Source organism: Pseudomonas sp. GW823-FHT02C02 (assembly GCF_058797635.1).
This window is the reverse complement of sequence record NZ_JBXAJV010000009.1, coordinates 209,221-231,108: the sequence shown is the minus strand read 5'-3', so window position 1 is coordinate 231,108 and position 21,888 is coordinate 209,221. Positions and strand designations below refer to the sequence as shown.

The window sequence follows — 21,888 nt, the reverse complement described above, 5'->3', positions numbered from 1 at the left end:
TTTGCTAAAGCAGGCGACTGCGTGTCAGGCAGTGCTTAAAACGGTGCGGGGCATTCGAAGCGCAAGCGTTCACCGGTTTGCGGATGGGTGAAGCTGAGCATGCTGGCGTGCAGGCACAGGCGTGGCCAGGCGGCCAGGGCCTGTTCGTGGGCGTAGAGCCCGTCACCCAGCAGCGGGTGGCCGATGGAAAGCATGTGTACGCGTAGCTGGTGGGAACGGCCGGTGATCGGCGTCAGTTCCACGCGGCACCAGTCGCCACAACGTTCCAGCACTCGCCAGAAGGTCAGGGCGTGTTTGCCGAACTCGTGGTCCACCACGTGGCGTGGCTTGGTCGGCGGATCGTAGCGCAAGGGCAGGTCGATGCTGCCGCTGTCCAGTTCCGGTTGTCCCCAGCACAGGGCGGTGTAGGCTTTTTCGGTTTCGCGGTCGTGAAATTGCCGAGACAACTCGCGATGAGTGTCCGGGTCACGGGCCAACAGGATGATGCCGGACGTTTCCCAGTCCAGGCGATGGACGATTCGCGCTTCCGGGTAGCCGTTTTCTTGCAGGCGGGTGATCAGGCAGTCCTTGTTGTCATCGGCCCGGCCAGGGACAGAGAGCAGCAGGGTCGGTTTATCCACCACCAGTACGGCGGCGTCCTGATGGATGATGCGGATGTTGGACAACGGCATTAAAACAGCCTCGTAACAAACGCCAACGGCGACTCAGGCCCCCGCATCCGTAGGAGCGAAGCTTGCTCGCGAACACATCATCTCGGTCTATCAGATACACCGAGTTGCCTGCTTCGCGAGCAAGTTCCGCTCCTACAAAAGCGTAAGGGCCTGAGCCGCCGTGGCTCCCGCTGGACCGACTAGCGATCCGGCAGGGTGATATTGAGTTCCAGGATCGAGCAGCTGCCCTGGTTTTCCAGCGCGACATGCACGTCGTCGGACCCGATATTGACGTACTTGCGGATCACTTCCACCAGTTCCTTCTGCAAGGCTGGCAAGTAGTCCGGCGTACTGCGTTGGCCGCGTTCATGCGCCACGATGATCTGTAGACGCTCTTTCGCTACCGACGCGGTGCTGACCTTTTTGCTGGCACGAAAGAAGTCAAAAAGATTCATTATCTACCTCCAAACAGGCGCTCGAAGAAGCCCTTCTTCGTGATATCGATAAATCGATGCGGCTTTTCCTTGCCCAGCAGACGATCGACTGCATCGCTGTATGCCTGACCGGCGTCGCTCTGGTCGTCGAGAATCACGGGCACGCCCGAGTTGGAAGCCTTGAGTACCGCTTGGGATTCCGGGATGACACCCAGCAGGGCAACCGCCAGGATTTCCTTGACGTCTTCAACACCCAGCATTTCGCCATCGCTGACGCGCTGCGGGTTGTAGCGGGTCAGCAGCAAGTGTTCCTTGATCGGGTCTTCGCCGTTTTCGGCGCGACGGGATTTGCTGGCCAGCAGGCCCAGCATGCGATCCGAGTCACGTACCGAGGACACTTCCGGGTTGGTCACGATAATCGCTTCATCAGCGAAGTACATGGCCAGGTGGGCGCCTTTCTCGATGCCGGCCGGGGAGTCGCAGACCACGTATTCGAAGTCTTCTTTCAACGCCATCAGGACTTTTTCTACGCCTTCCACGGTCAGCGCGTCTTTGTCGCGGGTCTGACTGGCGGCCAGGACGTAGAGGTTTTCCAGGCGTTTGTCTTTGATCAGGGCTTGTTGCAGGTTGGCTTCGCCGTTCACAACGTTGACGAAGTCATACACCACACGGCGCTCGCAACCCATGATCAGGTCGAGGTTACGCAAACCGACGTCGAAGTCGACGATCACTGTTTTGTGGCCGCGCAGTGCGAGGCCGGTACCGATAGCGGCGCTGGTGGTGGTCTTACCCACACCACCCTTGCCGGATGTAACCACTAGAATCTTGGCCAAGGTGTTTCACCCCTAAGGAAAAAGGACTTTTAGCCCCTGAAAAACATCTCTTGAAAAACTACTGCAGTCGGACAGCCTTGGCTGGAATCCGGTCCAGAACAGCGATAAACACTGCGTTTGGCCTTTTTCCTACTTCGTTTGAGCCGTTTTCGCTACGTTTTAGAGATGCTTGGAAAATGCGGCAGTATCCGTTAAAGCCGAATGATGTTCAACACGTCGCCTGACAGGCTGACTTGCACGCCCGCGCCCCACAAAGGGTCACGGCGCAAATCCTCGGAAACCTTGTAGTGGCCGGCGATGGAGACCAGTTCAGCGCTCATCTGCTGACAGAAAATCCTGGCTTTCGTGTCGCCTTTGACCCCGGCCAGCACGCGACCGCGCATCGGACCGTATACATGGATGTTCCCATCGGCGAGAAGTTCCGCACCCGGGCTGACCGAGGAGATCACCACCAGGTCGCAGCCCTGGGCATAAATCTGCTGGCCACCACGTACTGGCGACGTGATGATTTTCGTCGGTTTGATGGTCGGCTCTGGCGGCTTTTCCGGCTTTTTCTTCACCTGGCCTTCGAGCGGGTCGAGGGGACGCTCACGGGCGCCGGATGGCGGCAGCACCGGCAAATCCACCGCGATGGCGGCGGCGATGTCTTCGATGCGGCTGGCACGGATCGCCAGGGTGCGCAGACCATGCTGGCGGCACACGCGCATCAGGCCCGGCAGATCGACCGCGCCTTCGCTGGCCGGGAGTTTGTCCAGGGCCAGCACCAGCGGCGCATTGCTGAAGAAATTAGGCGCCTGGGCGACCTTGGCGGCCAGTTGCCGATCAAGGTTCTCGAGGTCGTTGCGGGCCAGTTCCAGCACCGTAATGGCGAGCATGCTGCCCTTCAACTGGAACACGGGATCCTGGTCTTGCGGTTCGGTTTGGCTCATGGTCGGCATACAACGGCTTGTCACTAAAAGTGCCGAGACTTATAACGAGAACGCCCGCAAGCCGCAAGCCGGGTCGAACGATGTAGAATGCGCGGCCATTGTCTTTCCGGAACCTTTAATGGATCGCCCGCGTTTTCGAAAAACATTTCTTATGCCGCGTTTCTGGCCACTGTGGTGTGGCTTGGGGCTGTTGTGGCTGATTGTTCAGTTGCCATATCCGGCGCTGCTGTTCATCGGTCGCTTGTTGGGCGCCTTGATGTATCGGCTGGCCGGCGACCGACGGCGCATTGCCAAACGCAATCTGGAACTGTGTTTCCCTGAAAAGTCCGCCGACGAGCGCAAGCGCCTGCTCAAGGAAAACTTCGCCTCCACCGGCATCGCTTTCTTTGAAATGGCCATGAGCTGGTGGTGGTCGCGTCAGCGTCTGGCGAAGCTGGCCCATGTCGAAGGCCTGGAGCATCTGAAAAAGGCCCAGCGCGAAGGCAAGGGCGTGATCCTGATGGCGGTGCATTTCACCACGCTGGAAATCGGCGCGGCGCTGTTGGGGCAGCAGCACACCATCGACGGCATGTACCGCGAACACAAGAATCCTTTGTTCGACTACATCCAGCGCCGGGGCCGCGAGCGGCACAATCTCGATTCGCTGGCCGTGGAGCGCGACGACGTGCGCGGCATGCTCAAATTGCTGCGGGCCGGTCGGGCGATCTGGTACGCACCGGATCAGGACTACGGCGCCAAGCAGAGCATCTTTGTGCCGCTGTTCGGGATTCAGGCCGCGACGGTCACGGCCACCAGCAAATTCGCCCGGCTGGGCAAGGCGCTGGTGGTTCCGTTCACCCAGGAGCGTCTGGCGGACGGCAGCGGCTATCGGTTGATGATCCACCCACCGCTCGAAGGTTTCCCTGGCGAGACCGAAGAGGCCGATTGCCTGCGCATCAATCAATGGGTCGAAGGCGCTCTGCGTGAGTGCCCCGAGCAATACCTCTGGGCCCATCGGCGCTTCAAGAGCCGTCCACCGGGCGAGCCGAAGCTGTACAAGAAACGCGGCTGATCCCTTTTTTGCACCATGGAGTGTTGCGATGAGTCCTGCTGAACCGGTTACAGGGTTGATTCTTTCCGGCGGCGGGGCTCGGGCGGCGTATCAGGTGGGCGTGCTGGCGGCGATTGCGGAGTTGCTGCCAGTGGGCGCGGCGAATCCGTTTCCGGTGATTGTCGGCACCTCGGCCGGGGCGATCAACGCAGTGAGCCTGGCCAGCGGGGCGATGGACTTTCGTGGCGCGATCGAGCGCCTGACTGCGTTCTGGCAGGGTTTTCGCAGTCACTTGGTGCTGCGCAGCGACTGGCCGGGCGTGATCCATCAGGCCAGCCGCTTCGTCAGCCACAGTTTGCTCGGCATCGGCGCTCAGGTTCCGGTGGCCTTGCTCAACAGTTCGCCGCTGCGCGGGTTGCTCAACGACAAATTGCACATGAACGGCATCGCCGAGGCCATCGCCCAGAAGCAGTTGCAGGCGGTGGCGGTCACGGCGTTCGGTTACGAGTCCGGGCAGGCCGTCACGTTCTATCAGGGCGGCGGCACCATCGATGCTTGGTTGCGCCATCGGCGGATCGGCGTGCCCACGCAATTGACCGTCGATCACTTGCTGGCCAGTTCAGCGATTCCCTTGTTGTTCGCACCGGTAAAAATCGGCGAAGAGTATTTCGGCGATGGCGCGGTGCGCCAATCGGCACCGATCAGCCCGGCCCTGCATCTGGGCGCCAGCCGCGTGCTGGTGGTGGGCGTCAGCGGCAACCCGCGCGGGGTCGACCCGGAGCAACCGCTGCAACGCGCCTACACCGGTCAGCAGCCGACCCTCGCGCAGATCGGCGGGCACATGCTCAACAGCACGTTCATTGACAGTCTGGAAAGTGACATCGAGTTGCTGCAGCGTCTGAATCAGTTCAGTCACTTGCTGCCCGATGGCACGCCGATGCGCGCGTTGGGCGTGGCGCCAGTGGACGTGTTGGTGATTTCGCCGAGTCAGCCGATCGATGAAATTGCCGCGCGGCATCGGCAGGAATTGCCGGCGGCGTTGCGCCTGTTTCTGCGCGGGCCGGGGGCGACCAAGACGAGCGGGGCGGGGGTGTTGAGTTATCTGCTGTTCGAGGCGGGGTATTGCAGCGAGCTGATTGATCTGGGGCGACGGGATGCGTTGGCCAAGCGCGGGGAGTTGTGCCGGTTTCTCGGGTTGGCGGAGCCTGTGGTTACGGCCTGAGATCGGCGGTGTTGCTATCGCTAGCAGGCTAGCTCCCACAGGGGATCTTCAGCGCGAAGATCAACTGTGGGAGCTAGCCTGCTAGCGATGGCGTCCTTAGAGACGCCGCCGGATCAGAAGTGAACCTTGGCCAGGAAACTGGTCACGCTCTGATCAGTCTTGAAACCCTGGCTGTCTTCGATGCCGTACTTGTTTTTCCAGTAGTCATACTCGACGCCGACGTACAACTGCTTTTCGCCCAGGTTCAGTGCCTTGCCCAGGTCGTATTTGACCTGCGGATTGAAGTGCAGGTTGGCGTGATATTCGCCTTTTTTGTTGACGTCATTGTCGACCACCCAGTCCATGAAACCATCGATCAGGATGTTCGAGTCGCCGACCGGAATGGTGTAGGACCAGACCGGGGTGACCTGCCAGATGTTGTCACCCGGACGGTCGCCTTCGGTATGGCGGTTGTAGAAGTTCAGCTGGAAGTAGTCGAACCCAGGGATCGCCAGGTCGAAACCGGGACCGATCAGGTAGGACTCGGTATCGTTTTCCCCGAACTCGTAAGTCATGGCCAGCAGCACGTCTTTGACCGGGCCAAACGTGAGCTTCTGGTCGAAGATCTTGTTGAACGACAGACGCGGGCTGAATTCGCCGTAGTAGGTGTTCTCACCGGCGAAGGCGTCTTCCTTGCCGTTGTAGAAGATCTTGTCGATGAAGAAGAAGTTGTCGCCATATTTCCAGCCGTCGGCGTGTTCGAAGGTCACCGTCTGCTGAATGCGCGGGTTGACCTGGAAGTCCTTGCCATACAGATAAGTCAGGCTGTTGTCCTGCCATTGCAGCAAGTCGCCGGCCATGGCCTGGCCCCCGGCCAGTAACGATCCCGCGAGCATCAGGCTGGTGCACGTACGTTTCATTCGGTTGCTCCCAAAAAGTAGGTGGTTCCACGTTATTTTTCTAAGGTCGACGCTCTGGTGTGGCGCCTTTTTCTGTAGCGGTAAAAAATCATCCAGTCGGTCAGCTTCAGTGCTGATAGCAAGAGCTGAGCCAAGGCGTTCGAAAAGCCAAAAAACTCCCGCTCGGCTGCTCAAGAGCAGTCGATTGAGAGGGGTTTTGGAGTGCCTTGGAACCGTGCAGAGCCGGGATAAGTTGGCTTTCTGGTCAGGAATTAAATCCGGGCTTTTTTTTAAAGCGGATTCAGGCGGCCGCGGAGAATACTGACTCCTTGGCCAGGTCTCAAGTGCCCCGCAACAGCGCACCGACGACAGGTTTGGAGCACGGTTGCGGGCCATCTTAAAAGTGCACCTTCAGCAGCAGGCTGGTGGTGTTTTCATTGGTGTCGAAGTTGCCGTTGTTTTCGATGCCGTACTTGTCTTTCCAATAGCTGTACTCGACGCCGACGTACACCTGTTTCTCCCGCCAGCCCAGGGCCTTGCCAAGGTCGTACTTGATCTGCGGGTTGACGTGCAAGTTGGCGTGGTAGGTGCCCTGTGAGTTCTGGTCGTTATCCACCACCCAGTCGATGTAGCCGTCGATCAACAGGTTCGAGTTGCCCAATGGCAGGGTGTAAGACCAGGCCGGCGTGATCTGCCAGACATCGTCGCCAGGGCGCGAGCCTTCTGTCTGGCGATAGTAGAAGTTCAAGGTGAAAAAGTTGAAGCCGGGAACCGCGAGGTCGAAACCGGGGCCGATCAGGTAGGCCTCGGTGTCGTCTTCGCCATTCTCGTAGGTCATGGCCAGCAACACGTCCTTGATCGGGCCGAACTCGAAACGGCGGTCGAGGATTTTGCCGAAGGAGAGGCGCGGGCTGAACTCGCCGTAATAGGCGTGAACGCCTTTGTTCCGGTCTTTCTCGCCGTTGTAGTAAGTGCTGTCGACGAACAGAAAGTTGTCGCCGTACTTCCAGCGGTCGGCATGCTCAAAGGTTATCGTCTGCTGGATCGACGGGTTGACCGCAAAATCCTTGCCGTACAAATAGCTCAGACTGTTGGTCTGCCACAGCAGTAAATCGCCAGCCATGGCCTGGCTTGCGGCCAGAAGGCCACCGCCCAACAGCAGTTTTTTCTGTGTCCGAATCATCTGTTGCTCCCTCTTGTTTTTATTTTTGCAAGGCGCAGGCAGTCCCCGACCCTGTAGGAGTTGGCTTGCTGGCGATGAGGTCAGAACATCCAATTTTGATGTCGTCTGACACGCCGCCTTCGCCAGCAAACCGGCTCCTAAAGGGTTCGTGCGTTGCTGACTTAATGCGAGTGGGCGTGACAGTCGTTGATCGCGGCGCGTTCTTTGCCGCCAAGAATGTTGAACAGCAGGTTCAGCGACAGCGCACTCAACGTCGCCATCGCAATGCCGCTGTGGGTGATCGGACTCATCCACAACGGCAAGTGCGCGAAGAACTCCGGACGCACCACGGGAATCAGTCCCATGCCGATGCTCACCGCCACCAGCAACTGGTTGCGACGGTCACCGATGTCGGCTTCCTGAAGAATCTTGATCCCGGTGGCGGCCACCATGCCGAACATCGCAATCGCTGCGCCGCCCAGTACCGCCGGTGGAATCGAGGCCACCAGAAACGCCGCTTTCGGCAACAGGCTCAGCACCACCAGCAAACCGCCGGCAACGATGGTCACCGAGCGGCAACGCACGCCGGTCATCTGCACCAGGCCGATGTTTTGCGCGAACGAAGAGTGGGTGAAGGTGTTGAAGAAACCGGCGAAGAACGAGGCGCCGGCATCACACAGCAAGCCGCGGCGCAGCATCCGTGGGCAGACTTCCTGGCCGGTGATTTTGCCCAGCGCGAGGAACATCCCGGTGGACTCGACGAAGATGATCACCACCACCAGGCACATGGACAGGATGGGTGCGAGTTCAAACGTGGGCATGCCGAAGTGCAGCGGGGTGACAATCTGCACCCAGGGCGCATCCGCCATGCCGCTGAGGTCGACCATGCCGATCAGCCCGCAGATTACGTAGCCCAGGCACATGCCGATCAACACGGAAATGTTGACCCAGAACCCGCGCATGAAGCGGTGGACCAGCAGAATGGTGGCCAGCACCAGCGCGGCAATGGCCAGGTAAATCGGTGAGCCGAATTGAGTGGCGCCGGCACCGCCGCCCGCCCAATTGACGGCCACGGGGAACAGCGACAAACCGATCGAGGTGATGACCGTGCCGGTCACCAGCGGCGGGAAGAAGCGCACGACTTTGGACATGAACGGCGCGATGATCATGCCGAAGAAACCGGCGGCGATGGTTGCACCGAAGATTCCTTGCAGGCCGATCCCGGGCATGCCGGCCATGGCGACCATGCTGCCGACGGCGGCGAAACTGGCGCCCATCATCACCGGCATACGGATGCCCATCGGGCCGATGCCCAGCGATTGCACGATGGTCGCGATCCCGGCCACCAGCAGGTCGGCGTTGATCAGGAAGGCGATTTCTTCACGACTCAGGCCGGCGGCCTGACCGATGATCAGCGGCACCGCGATGGCGCCGCCGTACATCAACAGAACGTGTTGCAGGCCGACCAGGATCAGTTGCAAAAGGGGCAAACGCTGAATTGCGGGTGCGTCGGGGATGCGTGCTTCGGATAGCTCGGACATGCAACACCTCGGATCTTTTTTATTCTTGTGATTTTGTGCATCAGGATTGACCGCGGCGCGGCCATTCGCGGGCAAGTCGGAGCGCCCTGAACAATCCACGCCCCGATCAGGTCACGTTCCTGCTGGGTCATCTGGGTGATGTTGCCCAGTGGCATGATCTGGCTGGTAACGGCCTGAGCCTGGATGCGCGCGGCGTTCTGGCGGATCTGCTCGGGGGTGTCGAACATCACACCGGCCGGAGCCGCGCTGAACAATGGGCTGGTCGGTTTGGCCGAATGGCACACCGAGCAACGTTCCTGGATCACGCTGTGCACCTTGTCGAAACTCGGGCCGGCGTTGGACGCCTGGACCGGTGCTTCTGCAGGCTTCGCAGCGGCAGGTTTGGCACCACCACCGATGGCGGTTTCCGGCAGCGGCTGGTACTCGATGGTGCCAGGCGCCTTGGCCACTTCAGGTGCGCTCGGCATTTGCGCCGGGCCGGTGACGTAAGCCAGGCAGATCATGCCAACAGCCGCGACAGGCAGGGTCCAGGCAAACTTGTGGCTGTCATGACGGGTGTTGAAGTAGTGACGCACCAACACCGCCAGCACCGCGATCCCGGCCAGGATCAGCCAGTTGTATTGGCTGCCGTAGGTGCTCGGGAAGTGGTTGCTGATCATGATGAACAGCACCGGCAAGGTGAAGTAGTTGTTGTGACGCGAACGCAGCAAGCCTTTGGCCGGCAGTGCCGGGTCCGGCGTGCGGTTTTCGGCAATCGCCGCCACCAATGCTCGTTGCGCCGGCATGATGATGCGGAACACGTTGCCGACCATGATGGTGCCGATGATCGCGCCGACGTGCAGGTACGCACCACGACCGCTGAACACTTTGCTGAAGCCGTAAGCGGCGCCAATGATCAGCACGAACAGGATGAAGCCTAGCAGGGCAGGGCGTTTGCCCAGGGCCGAGTCGCAGAGGAAGGAGTAGATGAACCAGCCGACGAACAACGAGGCGATGCCCAGTGCGACCCCTTCAGGGCCGGTCAGGCTGCTGCCCGGTGCCAGCAGGTACAGCGTCGGGTTGGAGTAGAACACCACGCACAGCAGCGCGATCCCCGACAACCAGGTGAAGTAGGCTTCCCATTTGAACCAGTGCAGGTTGTCCGGCATGGTCGGCGGGGCCAGTTTGTATTTTTCCAGGTGGTAGATACCGCCGCCGTGGATCGCCCACAGATCGCCCGCCAGACCACTTTTCGGGTTGACCCGATTGAGGTTGTTTTCCAGCCAGACGAAATAGAACGACGCACCGATCCAGGCCACGCCAGTAATCATGTGAACCCAGCGCACGCTCAGGTTCAGCCATTCCAACAGATGTGCTTCCACAGTCTTTACCTCTCGCCTGTCACTCTGTTGTCGAGTGATCAGACCTTCTCTTATTGGTGGGGGGCAAGGATCAAACGCTCATCCTCTTTGAAAAAATGCTCATCGCAGTTATTGCCTGTGCCACTGCGATCAACCACCAGGAAGTCATCCCGCTTTTCGATCGTCAGCACCGGATGGTGCCAAACGCCGCGATGGTAATTAATGCCCTGCCTGCCGTTGGTGACGAAGGCGCGGACCAAGCCTGATACAGGTTCATCGCCAAGTGGCGCGACCACGATCAGAAAGGGGTTGCCGAGCAGCGGAATGAACGCCTGGCTGCCCAGCGGGTGACGCTCCAGCATGCTGACGGTCAGCGGCATGTCCTGCGCGTCGGCGCGGAAAATGCTGATGATCGCGTTGTCCTCTGGCGTGGCGGTTTGCACCGTCGCCAGTTTGTGAAAGCGCATGGTCGAACCGTTGTTGATCATGAAGTGATCGCTGCCGTCGGTTTCGATCACGTCACCGAAAGGGGCGAAGGCTTCTTTGGTCAGCGGTTCAATCGTCAATGTGCGCATGCTGGTCTTCTTTTCCGAATTCAATGTTGTTTGTTCTGGCGTCTTCGCGGGCAAGCCTCGCTCCTACGGTCGGTGATGCCTGTAGGCGCGAGGCTTGCCCGCGAAGGGCGCGCCGCTTATTTAGCGACCTTGCCCAATACCCGCAGGCGGCTCACGCCCCCATCCGGGAACACGTTCAGGCGGATGTGGGTGATCGGGCCCAGGGCCTTGATCTGTTCGGCGAAGGTGTGTTCGGCGTGCATTTCCAGTTTCTGCGCCGGCAGCAGTTCACGCCAGAACAGCGATTGGGTTTCGATCTGGCTGTCGGTGCCGCCCTTCACGAACGCGCCCTGGATCGAGCACGTGTCCGGGTAGTTGCCCTTGAAGTGCAGGGTGTCGACGATGACTTTTTCGATCTCGCCGGCATGACCCAGCGCGACGATGACCCAGTCGTTACCCGGCGTGCGACGACGTGCGGTTTCCCAGCCGTCGCCCATGTTGATGCCACGGCCCGGGTTGAGGATGTTGCTCATGCGGCCGAAGTGTTCGTCGGAGCAGGCGAGGGCGCGGCCACCGTTGAGGGCTGCTGCCAGGTCAACCTGTTCGTTGTCGCCGACAGCGGACCAGTCGCGGAACGGAATACCGTAGACACGCAGACGGGCCACGCCACCATCCGGGTAGATGTTGAAACGCAGGTGGCTGAAGGCCTGGTCATTGCTGATTTCGTGGTAATGGTGGCTGTTGCCTTGCAGCTCGACGGCGGACAGCACTTCAGTCCACTGGGTGTTGTCGTCCGGCTCGCCCGAGGCCAGGAAGCAGGCTTCCAGGGAGGCCGACGGCGGGAAGTTGCCGGTGAAGAATGAAGTGTCGATGTCCACGCCTTTAATCGATCCCGGAACGCCCAGGCGGATGACGGCGCTGTCGTAGCCTTCAAAGCGCTTGCGGCGCGACTCCCAGCCATCCATCCACTTGCCGTTGTCATCGAACACGCCCTCCTTCCATACGGCCGGGGTCGGTTGGAACAGACGGTTGGCGTCTGCGAACCAGTCATCGGTGACCGAGATGATTTTGGTGCCCAGGCGGGCGTCGGCCAGGTTGACGAACTTCTCGAAAGGTACGGCGTAAGCTTTCATTCTTCTTGTCTGCCTTTAATAAGTTGGCTTGGGATGCTTGCAGGGCCCTGGGAAACGCAAGCGTTCTAGAGGTTTCTCGGGCCAAGCTTGCTAGAGAGTCAGTAAACGGAACAGGGCGATCTTGTTAATCTCCGCCAGCGCGCATTTGAATTCGGTATCCGCCGAATTGTGGATGCGCGTTTCGAACGCCGCGAGGATCTGATGCCGGTTGCTGCCTTTTACCGCCATGATGAAGGGAAACTTGAACTTGGCCTTGTAGGCGTCATTCAGCTCGGTGAAGCGTTGAAACTCTTCGGCCGTGCATTGGTGAATCCCCGCGCCCGACTGTTCTTCAGTACTGGCCGCGGTAAGCTGGCCCTGGACAGCGGCTTTGCCGGCCAGGTCCGGGTGAGCGTTGATCAGGGCCAGTTGGCTTTGATGATCGGCGCTCAACAGGATGTCGCTCATGCGCTGGTGCAGGGTTTCGATCTCATCGATCGAGGCGTCCTGCCCCAGGTCAAAGGCCTTCTCGGCCACCCATGGCGAATGTTCGTAGATATCGGCGAACGCGGCGACAAACGCGTCGCGGCTCAGGCTCGAAGGTTTGACGGTCTGGAAGGTGCTCATTGGGCAGCCCCTTGGTACGGGTGGGTTTCGTGCCAGTGGCGAGCGATGTCGACGCGACGGCTGAACCACACCTGTTCATGACTTTTAGCGTACTCGATAAAGCGCTTGAGCGAGGCCAGGCGCGCCGGGCGGCCGATCAGGCGGCAGTGCAGGCCGATCGACAACATCTTCGGTGCTTCGGCGCCTTCGGCATACAGCACGTCGAACGCGTCTTTGAGGTATTCAAAGAAATCGTCGCCCTTGTTGAAACCCTGGACCTGGGTGAAACGCATGTCGTTGGTGTCCAGGGTGTACGGAATCACCAGGTGCGGCTTGCCGGTCGGGTTGTTCGGTTCCCAGTAGGGCAGGTCGTCGTCGTAGGTGTCGCAGTCGTAGAGGAAACCGCCTTCTTCCATCACCAGGCGACGGGTGTTCGGGCCGGTGCGGCCGGTGTACCAGCCCAGCGGGCGTTCGCCAGTGATTTCGGTGAGGACGCGGATCGCTTCGAGCATGTGCTCGCGTTCCTGCGCCTCATCCATGTACTGATAGTCGATCCAGCGGTAGCCGTGGCTGCAGATCTCGTGGCCGGCATCGACCATCGCGCGAATCACGTCCGGGTGACGCTGGGCGGCCATGGCCACGGCGAAGATGGTCAGCGGAATGTCGAATTCCTTGAACAGTTTCAGAATCCGCCAGACGCCGGCGCGGCTGCCATACTCGTAAAGGGATTCCATGCTCATGTTGCGCGCGCCTTGCAGCGGCTGCGCCGAGACCATTTCCGAGAGGAAGGCTTCGGATTCTTTATCGCCGTGCAGGATATTGCGCTCGCCACCTTCCTCGTAATTGAGCACGAACGACAGGGCGATGCGGGCATTGCCGGGCCAGTGTGGGTGAGGAGGGTTACTGCCGTAACCGATCAGGTCGCGTGGGTAGTCAGCGCTCACTGCAGTCTTCCTTCTTGTTCGTTGACAGGTTGTGTGGCGGCCTGGCGGTGAGATGACAGGCTGGCGTCACAGCGATGGGCTGATTGTATACAACTTTATGTTCACTTTGTAAGCCTGATTTTTTGCATTTTTGATGAGCTGTCATCTTTGCATGTTATTGCAAGAAACCTGCCCGAATGGTCAGCTAATGGATGGAAGGACCTTTTAGCGCATGGTTTGGCGTCAGATTTGTTATGAAATCCTGGATGGCGGCACTGGTTGGAAAAATGTCGTTTTTATTGTGTACAATTTTTTTGAAAAGTGTCTTAATCAGTCGCTCGCCGCAGCGTTTCGTGCTCCGAACCGGTGCGGTCTCCTTTCAACTGACTTCGGGAGGCGCGAGGTCTGACTGCTCCATGCAGGCAGGCGCGCAGAATCAATGGGACGTTTGACTACACACGTTTTGGACGCTGCACACGGTTGCCCGGGCAGCTCGATCAAGGTCGAGCTGTACCGCGTTGAAGGCTCGCAGCTGGAATTGGTCGCCAGCGCGATCACCAACAGCGACGGCCGTGTCGACGCACCGCTGCTGCAAGGCGATGACTACCGTTCCGGGGTCTATCAGGTTCAGTTTCATGCGGGCGATTACTACCGCGCCCGTGGTGTTCAGTTGCCGGAACCGGCGTTCCTGGACGTGGTGGTGCTGCGATTCGGCATCTCTGCGGAACAGGATCACTATCACGTGCCATTGCTGATTTCGCCTTACAGCTATTCCACGTACCGCGGCAGCTGATCCCCCAAGCAGCTGCCTCAACCTGGAAGCGACTGCGCATATAGCTTCTTTGGTCTTTCGCCCGCTCACACTGCGGGCTTTTTTTTGTCTTGTGTTTGGCACGGATACCTTGGGTTGCACCCCGCTGATGGACGGCGAGGTGCGCACGTTTCGCTATCAGCGTTCCTTGATGATGAACACCGAAGGGCTTCCAGCGAGCAGGTGCTGGACGCCGCCCATCAGCCATACCACATCACCCTTCGCATCGGCGGCAACCAGTGACTGGTGCGCTTCGTCGCCGATTCGCGTCTTCAGATGAGGGTCGTCAAGCTCTGCCATGGACGGCGGCAGAATTTCAATCGCATCGGTCTCCACACGTCCCACTTTCAAAAAGTACACCTTGTCGTGATTAGGCCTTTTAAATACCAGCGTTGGAGGCGTGAGCTGAACATTCTCTACGTTTGCGGGAAGGAAGACCTTGTAACCGCTGTGGCCCAGTATCGACGCGAGCAACAACGAAAGTCGTCCCGGCGCGTTGGGCAACTCGGCGTAGAACTGCCAGGCATGAGTGCTCTCGGGGTTGAAGTTCAACTGCTGCAAGGGCGTCACGGAATCCGGAGCGTGTAATTCGACGATGCGTCTGGCGCCATCATTACTGGACGCAACAGGCAACATGTCCAATGGGTCGCCGAGCCGTGGTACGCCCAGGTTCGATTTGCCCTCCCAGTAGCGAAAGGTTTGCTTCATTCGGGCCAAACCGCTGCCGTTGAACTCCGCCGACTCGTTGGATAGCTCAAATAGTCGCTTGGCGACGGCGCGGGATGTCGGCTCGGTGAAACCCTTGTAAACATCCGCGACCTGTTGCGTCAGTGTTTTCTCAAAGAGCCGAGCAGCGCCGTCGACTTTCCGGGTATTTGTTGCGGCGTGGTGGCTGGTGGCAACGGGTTGCAACGAAGGTGCCTCTTGCAACATGCGCTCGAAGGCCTCGAAGCGTGAGGGCGCAAATTCCGGGTGTTGAATGAACACGAGGGGGAGCTGATCGGCCATTGGCCCCTTTGGCACGATCGGATAATGGAGTTGGCCGATCATGATGGATTCCACCGAATCAGGCTTGGTTATTTTCCCCCAGGAGGCCCATAAATACGGGTTGTCATTCAGGGTGGCAGCAGGAGGGTTGTTATCGGCCACGGGGTTGACCGCCTCGACCTGTTCGTCCAGACGAGGGCGCTTGCCTGGGGTGGGTCCTGAATCTTCAGCGTCTGAGGCCGGTGTGTTGGTTGCCTTGCGTTGCCAAAGTGTCATCCCTTCAATGTTTTCGAGTAACGGGCCCGAAGGGATCAATTCGCTCGTCGAGGAGGCCTGATAGTGGCCGTCCGTATTTTTGCGGACCATGACCGTGCCTTCTTCCGTCACGTCGACATAGGTTCTCTTCAGCTTGTCGTAACGAAGACCGTTGGCATCGGGTGACGTCAGTTTGTCGGCCAGATGCCGAGGAATGATCTCCAGCGTTTCCTGCCTCACGGGAACGCTTGCGATGGGAAGGACCATGCCCTCGCGAGTGATTTTCCACTGCGCCTGGCCAGGCACCTTCGTGAGGATCGGCCCGGGTTGGCCCGGGGCAAACGGAAGAGGCACCTGGTAGTCGCCTCTCGCGTTTGCCCTGATCAGAAAAATGCCTTCCTCTCCAATATCGGCGTAAAGCTGCTGCTGGCGGCTCATGAAAAGCCCGGTGTCGGCGATGCTGAACAGTTCGTCGACCTTGTTCCGAGGCCAGGAAATCATGCGGGTAGCCATCTCGGCATCGCTTGTAGGGTTAGCCGACATGTCGCTAATGACGACAGGCTGACGAGGCAAGGTACTTTGCGATGAACCTGGCACATTGGCGTCTGAAACGGGATTGGCGTCTCCCCGCGATGTGCCAACCGTTGCGGCCTGATGGCCGCCTCGTACCCGGCTGTCTTCTGACGAAGACCTTGGAAGTGTTGTCGAGGTATCAGGTGTATTGGAAGTTGAAACTCTTTTTGGTGGTTTGGCCATCGGTCGTATTCCTGGATTTTTATATAAGTGGGTAATGTTTAAACAATAAGTATCTGAGGCCCGATAAGGGGCGTTTAATGATGTGCGGCTATCACTGAAGAAAGGCGGTATCAGCGCTCTCTGATAATAAAAACAGACTGCCATCCAGACGGCGTTGTTTGAGCGCCGCCTAATAACCAGACAATGTTGTTTTGTTGGTCGGCGGTAATGAGAGCTTGCCGGGCTTCATTCCCCACCTGTGAAGCTAACGCCTGGTAGGCAAGTTCGGGCGCAAGAGACGGTTTTAGTCCAATCGCATTTTTCTCGACGATACCGAGTTTCAGGAAGTAAACCTTGTCATGACCCTCGCGTTTGAATATCAACTTGGGATTGCGATGTTCATTCAATAAAGGAAACACGTCATACCCGTTGCGGATCAATGCGGTGCTGACTAACCGTTTGAGGTTGTAGTCAGAGCGATCCGCGACAAAGCTGTCCCATTCCATCTGGAAATGCCTGGGGAGGAAGTCCAGCCTGCGCAAGGGTTCGCCAAATTCCGGAGGCACCATGGAAATGATTGTCCCCTCATCATCCATGCGTGAAGCGACAGGCAATAAATCAATCGGATTTTCGAACTTTGCATCAAAGATGCCCGCCCGTTCCTTCCAGTGATCCAGCGTCAATATGGTGGTGTACAAGCCGTCGCGGGCGATTACCTCGGATCCCCCCGAATATTCGAATAGTCGCTTTGCGACAGCGCGCGAGGTGACCGGTGAAAAGTCCGGGAAGGTAGTTGAAACAGACTCTGTCATCGGTTTTTCAAACAATCGGCGGGTGCTATTCACAATCCACTTGCCATCGCTGTTCAGGACTACCGGTACGGGCTGCAACCAGGGTTTCGCGTGCAACATCTGTTCAAACAAGTCGAAACGAGAAGGCTGGAATTGGGGATGCTGGAGGTAATTCAAGACTTTTGGTACGTTTTTGACCTTGGGTACCGTTTCATAATGCAGTTCACCGATCTGTATGGATTCCGTTGAATGCGGCTTGTTGACCTTTCCCCAGGATGCCCACAGGTAGGGGTTTTCATTGGTCGGGTGGGCGGGGTAGAGAGGAATAACCTGTTGCTCGGGTCCACGGGGGCCTGGCTGCTGTTCATGTTCCTCAAGGCGCTGGCGCTTGCTCGGACCGGCTTCTTCGACGGTGGAGGACGGTTGACGAGCCGTCAGTTGATCAGTGGTTTGCGTCGGAGCTTTACGTCGCCAGAATCGTGTCAGTCCAACCCTCTCGAGTACGGGGCCGGAAGGTGTCCATTCCTGGCCGAAGGTCGCCTGATAATCGCCATTCGCGTTTCTGACGACTTGAACAATGCCTTCGTCGAGCAACTCGACATAACTTCGCAGGTTGTGCCAACGAATTCCAAGCCCGTCAGCGGCGGGTAGTTTTCTGATCACCAGTGGATTGTTGATCAGATGGACGGGTACCGCGAAGGTCGAAGCGGTCACGCGCGAACCCACTTTTTGTTCGCCTGGAGTTGACGGAAAAATGGACCACAGCGGCTTGCCTTCAAGCTTCTTCAGCACCGGTCCGGCATGGTCAGGGGCGAAAGGGAAATAGACTTGGTAGTCTCCGTTGGCGTTCGGTTCCACTCTGCCAATGCCTGCGTATTCAATGTGGGCATATAACCTTTGCTCTTTGCTCATGAAGAGCCCGGTGTCACCGATGCGTATCAGTTGATCAACCTGCTCAAGAGGCCAGGACACCCTATTCTCCGGTTGCAAAAAGGGGTGAGGAGTGCGAGCAGGCATGTGGGTGACAACCACGGGCTGGTGCTGGGAAGTGTCGCCTGGCAACGTATTTGAGGCAGGGACAAGGGGAGTGAGTTCTCCCTGCACGGGCGTGTCATTGCGGCCGGACGGGCCAACCCTGGGCACGTCATCCTCAGAAGAGAGTCTGGTGGAGGATGATGAAGTGCCAGGCGTATTAGGGTTTGGAATTTTCTTGGGTGGTTTAGCCATGGCCGTAGATCCGATAATAATCAGGTGAAGGTCTGAATCAGGACTGGCCGCTGATACAGACGAAAAATTAGTTGGGTGAAAAGCAGGGCTCGTGAAGAAGCACGGCCCTGGAAAACACGGTGGTTAGTTTTGATTGGATCAGCCGTCGAGAGGCGATAGATATGTATAGGGTGTGGCGGTATTTGCTACAAAAGACGTCTGCCTATCCTGAGGTTTGAAGTCTTGCGTAGGCGCTATAGAAGTTTGCAGGTGTCTAAAAGTATCCGCAGATCGGCGGCGCTTACCGGAGGGGTGGAACGAGTGCCAAACGCCATCAACTCATAACAGTGTTCGAGTTGGTGGGCGCACCGGTGTAAAGGCACCAGGTCGGCGTAAAGGACAGTGCGGGACGTGTCTGTATCAAGTATCCAACGACGGTCCGACAGGTTGTAAGACAGACTGCCGACAGTACCGTCTCTCAGGGCTATGTTTCGAACGGCGAGGTCCTCCATTTCCAAGGCTCTCAGTTCTGCCAATAGGGCGCCCTCGTTCAGAACATCGCCTTTGAAATACCGGCCATCCAGTGAGTCAATATAGACTTCGTCGAAATCCAGATCGACTTTATAGACAACGCCGTCTGGCGTGATGACCCGTATCTGATCGATCAAATCTTGTGGGTCGTCGTAGTGCGGAAGGTGAATGACGGTATGTCCGATCAGCAGACAGTCGTCCACCCGTTTGATTCTGGTGTAGGCGAGGCTCGTTGCATCGAATTCCCAGGTAGACGCCGATGGCGATTTGAGTAGGGCGTTCGCTCGAGCGCCTGGCGTTGAAATGCCTAGCGTCATTTCGGAGCTGAGGTGGACAAGGTACGTCGAGCCGTCACCCTCCAGATGTTCGATGGTTGTTTGTTCAGGGTAAGCGACCAGTTGGACACACTTCTCCCGGTTGCCCAGGTGATGGGCCTCGTTGTCCAAGGGCTGACAAAAAACAGACGCTCCATCTCTGGCCGCGAGTGGCAGCGGCACTTGGCGGGTGCGCTCCATTGGACCGTTTATTTCGAACTGATCGTTGGAGAAAGCTGAATCGGGCAAAGAGGGTGGATCGACTCTATAAGAAACACCGTCATTCATGATCAGAAGAACAGCTTGGTTCAACACGTTGGTGGGGCGCGTCAGTCGGCTTGTGATTCTCTGGTCGCCGCTCCAGATAGAGCTGGCCAGGTTGTTGATAGTCAATCGCTGACTGTCAAAGTGAAAGGTCAGACCACATTCTTTGTACATGATGCGATCAAAGTCACGTTGGCGCATCAGGTCTACCTTGAAGTAAGCCTCGACCCGCGTCAGTTCATGGCTGGCATACTCCAGATAAAGGGTTGCCAGCGTGTTTGTGCTTCGTTGTTTTACTGTAAGGATCGTATGTTTATTGAGTCGCGAAACAAAATAACTCGTGTTTTTGTCGTGTGCGATCGTGTATTCACGGTTGTAAAGGATGACCGGGTTTTGGGTTTTTCCCTGTTCAGTAATGACTGTTTTAATCTCGAGGGAGCCGGCAGCCTCTATGGTTTCAGGAAGTTCAGGCATCAAATGAAACCCGTCCTTTGTAACGAAAGTCAGTTTCCTGTTCTGCAGTTGCCGTCGATCGTTGGCTGTTTTATAGACGCCCTTGATGTAGACATCCCGCTCTTTAAGATCGTCGAGATCAAAGCCTGAGGTGATGACCAGTTCGTGATTGTCGATTTTCCAGCTCTTTATCAGGTCCATTCTCCAGTCAAGTGCAATGACGCTTTCCTCCACGCCATCTTCAGTAATGAATACGTTGCCGGGTTTATGGGCCACCGCGTAGTGATCCTTTCCGGGACCTCCGGCGGCTGTACCTTCATTGTTCAGGAGATAGATTTTGTCATCCCCGGCGCCCGCCTCAATGGTGTCGCGACCGCGCGACTTGATGACATTCGGGCCGCCCGTACCGATGACCTTGTTTTGCGCACCGGCCAGGGTTTCGACGTTCTCAATGCTCTCCAGAAGCGTGTGCCGATAGTTGAAACGGCCCTCATTGGTCTGGTCATGGGTGATGATGGACAGTCGTCCTTCGTTCAGATCGATGAAATACCCGAATCTTTGGCGGTTGCCCTCAGGATAGCTCCCGGTAACCACTAGCGTATCGCTGCCCAAACCACCTTTCAGAAGAGTGGGTAGAGGGTCTTTTGGACCGTTTTTGAGAAGTTCGGCGGCGCCTTCGAAGATGAATTCATCGTCTTTCTCTCCCCCGGTCAGATGCTTGATACCTGCGCCGTAATAGAATCTGTTTGGCTTTTTTTCAACACCCACGATGGTGTCGTCGCCGCCACCCATAAACCACACCGCACCTTTGTTCTCTCCTGGCGTTCCGAACTCCGCGCCGGGCATGTCGTCAGTCACACCGTTACGAGCATCAATCGTGTCGTTACTATCAATGACGTGCGGTTTTTGTATGGTTTTATATAGGTACTGTTGCGCCTCCCAATCGAAGCTAGGCACCTGTGTCGGCTTTAGCTCGACCTTGAACTTGCCGTTTACAATGACTTCTGTACTGTCTTTTAATTTTCCTTCCAGTAATTTTCGGGCGGTCGCTTGTAACAATCTCGAATGTTCAACCGTTGATTTGGCAATCGCGTGGCGGGTTTGTATGTCGTCGTCAGGGGGGATTCCCCAGAAGGCGAACCAGCCCGTGCGCAGGCGCTCATGGGTAGTGAGTTCGATGTAATCATCGATATCGTCGACAACGCGTACCGCCGCATAGACCTGTGAACCTGCCACCAGCAGAAGTCCGGCCGTCAGCCCCACCGGGCCGATAAAGGAGAAACCTGCCAGTGCGGCGGCACCCAGAATCAACGTCATGGCCGCGCTGGTCACACTCAAGCCAGCAGCGACATAGTGATCCGTGGCTTCTTTGCCTGTGGTTGCCGCTGCGCTATTAAAGGATTTGACGGCGGACATGACATCGAAGGGCAACGTCAGTGCGCTCGCGATCAGCCCCGCGCCACGCCCCAGTCGAACGCCGAAGCTGGTTTTGGCAAAATCCCTGTAGGCTTTTTGCCCGGCTTCGATCATGTATTTTGCTTGCTTGGTGACCGCCACTTCGACGGCTAATGAAGTGACTTCCGCTGAAGTGCTGAGGCTGTTGAATACAACTTCGCCGTGATCTTTTCTTGCAATGGCGTCTTGCAGGCCGCGCAGCCCGCTGTAAATACCGAAGGCCTGAAGCCCGGTCCCCATGCTGACCATGCTGCTACTTTTGACCCGATTCACCCAGGGAGGTGTGGTTTTGGACAAGTGCGCGTGGCGTATATCAAGCCTCTGCGCCGCGTTCAGCAATTTGTCCAGTTTGTGGCGGTACTGTTCAGGATCGGCAGCGGGATCAGGTAATTCTCTTAGCAGGGGCGGAGCCGTTAATGGGCGTTGCGACGCCATTTCAAACAGCAAGGAAGGCAGTGCGTAATCATCCCGGGTGCCGGTGAATCGCATACGCGCTTCAATAAATAAAGGGTCAAATTGCAAGGCGTTGATAAAAGACCGCTTGGGGTGTCGAAAGAACGTGTTTTGAGCGTTCAATCCCTGACCATTTGATGTCGCGCCCAGTGCATCCAGTGCACACCGGGTAATCGAGTGGGTGCCTATTTTTATAGGGCCGAACAGCTCATCAATAACGCGTAGCTGGCTTTTATTGGCATTTGTTTGTTGCGGGGCGGAGGCGATGCTTTCTTTATCGAAATCAATAGTGGTTGGGGAGTACTCATTGGCTTGCAGTTCAATATCCGTCACTTCGACGGCATTGTAGTGATCGGGATCGGGGGTTTGGAAAACCATTGCCATAGGAACTTCCTTTTCCTGGCGTCGTGTGCAAAATC

General features: G+C 57.6%; 17 protein-coding genes and 1 pseudogene. 3 read left to right on the top strand and 15 right to left on the bottom strand.

What is annotated here, in order from left to right; genetic code table 11:
* Positions 1-35: 35 nt before the first annotated feature.
* The 4 genes from AC1ROI_RS18315 to minC all read right to left on the bottom strand — a co-directional run bounded on the left by AC1ROI_RS18315 (position 36) and on the right by minC (position 2,846).
* Complete coding sequence (locus AC1ROI_RS18315; RefSeq protein WP_030131660.1) at positions 36-671, bottom strand: RluA family pseudouridine synthase; 636 nt, start codon at positions 669-671, stop codon at positions 36-38.
* Between the two features lie 179 nt (positions 672-850).
* Positions 851-1,105 carry a cell division topological specificity factor MinE gene (gene minE / locus AC1ROI_RS18310; RefSeq protein WP_007898843.1) on the bottom strand — a complete coding sequence of 85 codons (255 nt, stop codon included), beginning with the start codon at positions 1,103-1,105 and terminating at the stop codon, positions 851-853.
* Complete coding sequence (minD, locus tag AC1ROI_RS18305) at positions 1,105-1,917, bottom strand: septum site-determining protein MinD (RefSeq protein ID WP_010456697.1); 813 nt, start codon at positions 1,915-1,917, stop codon at positions 1,105-1,107. Before minD ends, minE begins: the two co-directional genes overlap by 1 nt.
* Before the next feature lie 191 nt (positions 1,918-2,108).
* The gene (gene minC, locus AC1ROI_RS18300) at positions 2,109-2,846 is read right to left on the bottom strand and encodes a septum site-determining protein MinC (RefSeq protein ID WP_010456696.1); all 738 of its coding nucleotides are present in this window, start codon (positions 2,844-2,846) and stop codon (positions 2,109-2,111) included.
* 118 nt (positions 2,847-2,964) lie between these two features.
* Between minC and AC1ROI_RS18295 the strand changes: the two genes are divergently transcribed.
* Together AC1ROI_RS18295 and AC1ROI_RS18290 are read left to right on the top strand one after the other, a co-directional pair.
* Positions 2,965-3,897, top strand: a complete 933-nt coding sequence (locus AC1ROI_RS18295) for a lipid A biosynthesis lauroyl acyltransferase (protein ID WP_010456694.1) — start codon at positions 2,965-2,967, stop codon at positions 3,895-3,897.
* A gap of 28 nt (positions 3,898-3,925) precedes the next feature.
* On the top strand, positions 3,926-5,098 hold the full coding sequence (locus tag AC1ROI_RS18290) for a patatin-like phospholipase family protein (protein WP_010456692.1): 1,173 nt from the start codon (positions 3,926-3,928) through the stop codon (positions 5,096-5,098).
* A 113-nt stretch (positions 5,099-5,211) separates the two neighbouring features.
* Here AC1ROI_RS18290 and AC1ROI_RS18285 read toward each other — a convergent pair whose 3' ends face one another.
* The 8 genes and pseudogenes from AC1ROI_RS18285 to puuE all read right to left on the bottom strand — a co-directional run bounded on the left by AC1ROI_RS18285 (position 5,212) and on the right by puuE (position 13,235).
* A complete protein-coding gene (locus tag AC1ROI_RS18285; protein ID WP_102595878.1) occupies positions 5,212-5,997 on the bottom strand; it encodes an outer membrane protein OmpK in 786 nt (261 codons plus the stop codon).
* Between the two features lie 376 nt (positions 5,998-6,373).
* Complete coding sequence (locus tag AC1ROI_RS18280; protein ID WP_102595877.1) at positions 6,374-7,159, bottom strand: outer membrane protein OmpK; 786 nt, start codon at positions 7,157-7,159, stop codon at positions 6,374-6,376.
* 161 nt (positions 7,160-7,320) lie between these two features.
* Positions 7,321-8,679 (bottom strand): nucleobase:cation symporter-2 family protein, encoded by a 1,359-nt coding sequence (locus tag AC1ROI_RS18275; protein WP_010456685.1) that lies wholly within the window; start codon positions 8,677-8,679, stop codon positions 7,321-7,323.
* An 80-nt stretch (positions 8,680-8,759) separates the two neighbouring features.
* Positions 8,760-10,040: pseudogene (locus AC1ROI_RS18270) on the bottom strand (urate hydroxylase PuuD); the annotation flags it as partial.
* Positions 10,041-10,090: 50 nt separating this feature from the next.
* Positions 10,091-10,594 (bottom strand): ureidoglycolate lyase, encoded by a 504-nt coding sequence (locus tag AC1ROI_RS18265; protein WP_010456681.1) that lies wholly within the window; start codon positions 10,592-10,594, stop codon positions 10,091-10,093.
* Between the two features lie 116 nt (positions 10,595-10,710).
* The gene (alc, locus tag AC1ROI_RS18260; protein WP_059404692.1) at positions 10,711-11,706 is read right to left on the bottom strand and encodes an allantoicase; all 996 of its coding nucleotides are present in this window, start codon (positions 11,704-11,706) and stop codon (positions 10,711-10,713) included.
* 90 nt (positions 11,707-11,796) lie between these two features.
* Complete coding sequence (uraD, locus tag AC1ROI_RS18255) at positions 11,797-12,312, bottom strand: 2-oxo-4-hydroxy-4-carboxy-5-ureidoimidazoline decarboxylase (protein WP_010456677.1); 516 nt, start codon at positions 12,310-12,312, stop codon at positions 11,797-11,799.
* On the bottom strand, positions 12,309-13,235 hold the full coding sequence (puuE, locus tag AC1ROI_RS18250) for an allantoinase PuuE (protein ID WP_008031461.1): 927 nt from the start codon (positions 13,233-13,235) through the stop codon (positions 12,309-12,311). The genes uraD and puuE overlap by 4 nt, the downstream gene beginning before the upstream one ends.
* A 418-nt stretch (positions 13,236-13,653) precedes the next feature.
* Here puuE and uraH point away from each other — a divergent pair, with 418 nt between their 5' ends.
* On the top strand, positions 13,654-14,007 hold the full coding sequence (gene uraH / locus AC1ROI_RS18245; RefSeq protein ID WP_010456673.1) for a hydroxyisourate hydrolase: 354 nt from the start codon (positions 13,654-13,656) through the stop codon (positions 14,005-14,007).
* A 156-nt stretch (positions 14,008-14,163) separates the two neighbouring features.
* Here the strand turns inward: uraH and AC1ROI_RS18240 are convergent, their stop codons facing one another.
* The 3 genes from AC1ROI_RS18240 to AC1ROI_RS18230 all read right to left on the bottom strand — a co-directional run bounded on the left by AC1ROI_RS18240 (position 14,164) and on the right by AC1ROI_RS18230 (position 21,853).
* Positions 14,164-16,023, bottom strand: coding sequence for a hypothetical protein (locus AC1ROI_RS18240; RefSeq protein WP_256580179.1), 1,860 nt, complete (start codon positions 16,021-16,023; stop codon positions 14,164-14,166).
* Positions 16,024-16,133: 110 nt separating this feature from the next.
* On the bottom strand, positions 16,134-18,020 hold the full coding sequence (locus tag AC1ROI_RS18235) for a hypothetical protein (RefSeq protein WP_219734222.1): 1,887 nt from the start codon (positions 18,018-18,020) through the stop codon (positions 16,134-16,136).
* 233 nt (positions 18,021-18,253) lie between these two features.
* The gene (locus AC1ROI_RS18230; RefSeq protein ID WP_102595854.1) at positions 18,254-21,853 is read right to left on the bottom strand and encodes a calcium-binding protein; all 3,600 of its coding nucleotides are present in this window, start codon (positions 21,851-21,853) and stop codon (positions 18,254-18,256) included.
* Positions 21,854-21,888 lie beyond the last annotated feature (35 nt).

Coding starts and splice junctions, on each gene's coding strand:
- AC1ROI_RS18265 (WP_010456681.1), bottom strand. CDS start 10,594: ATGCGCACATTGACGATTGAACCGCTGACCAAAGAAGCCTTCGCCCCT.
- alc (WP_059404692.1), bottom strand. CDS start 11,706: ATGAAAGCTTACGCCGTACCTTTCGAGAAGTTCGTCAACCTGGCCGAC.
- minC (WP_010456696.1), bottom strand. CDS start 2,846: ATGAGCCAAACCGAACCGCAAGACCAGGATCCCGTGTTCCAGTTGAAG.
- AC1ROI_RS18235 (WP_219734222.1), bottom strand. CDS start 18,020: ATGGCTAAACCACCCAAGAAAATTCCAAACCCTAATACGCCTGGCACT.
- uraD (WP_010456677.1), bottom strand. CDS start 12,312: ATGAGCACCTTCCAGACCGTCAAACCTTCGAGCCTGAGCCGCGACGCG.
- AC1ROI_RS18285 (WP_102595878.1), bottom strand. CDS start 5,997: ATGAAACGTACGTGCACCAGCCTGATGCTCGCGGGATCGTTACTGGCC.
- AC1ROI_RS18295 (WP_010456694.1), top strand. CDS start 2,965: ATGGATCGCCCGCGTTTTCGAAAAACATTTCTTATGCCGCGTTTCTGG.
- AC1ROI_RS18230 (WP_102595854.1), bottom strand. CDS start 21,853: ATGGCAATGGTTTTCCAAACCCCCGATCCCGATCACTACAATGCCGTC.
- minE (WP_007898843.1), bottom strand. CDS start 1,105: ATGAATCTTTTTGACTTCTTTCGTGCCAGCAAAAAGGTCAGCACCGCG.
- AC1ROI_RS18240 (WP_256580179.1), bottom strand. CDS start 16,023: ATGGCCAAACCACCAAAAAGAGTTTCAACTTCCAATACACCTGATACC.
- uraH (WP_010456673.1), top strand. CDS start 13,654: ATGGGACGTTTGACTACACACGTTTTGGACGCTGCACACGGTTGCCCG.
- AC1ROI_RS18280 (WP_102595877.1), bottom strand. CDS start 7,159: ATGATTCGGACACAGAAAAAACTGCTGTTGGGCGGTGGCCTTCTGGCC.
- AC1ROI_RS18315 (WP_030131660.1), bottom strand. CDS start 671: ATGCCGTTGTCCAACATCCGCATCATCCATCAGGACGCCGCCGTACTG.
- AC1ROI_RS18275 (WP_010456685.1), bottom strand. CDS start 8,679: ATGTCCGAGCTATCCGAAGCACGCATCCCCGACGCACCCGCAATTCAG.
- AC1ROI_RS18290 (WP_010456692.1), top strand. CDS start 3,926: ATGAGTCCTGCTGAACCGGTTACAGGGTTGATTCTTTCCGGCGGCGGG.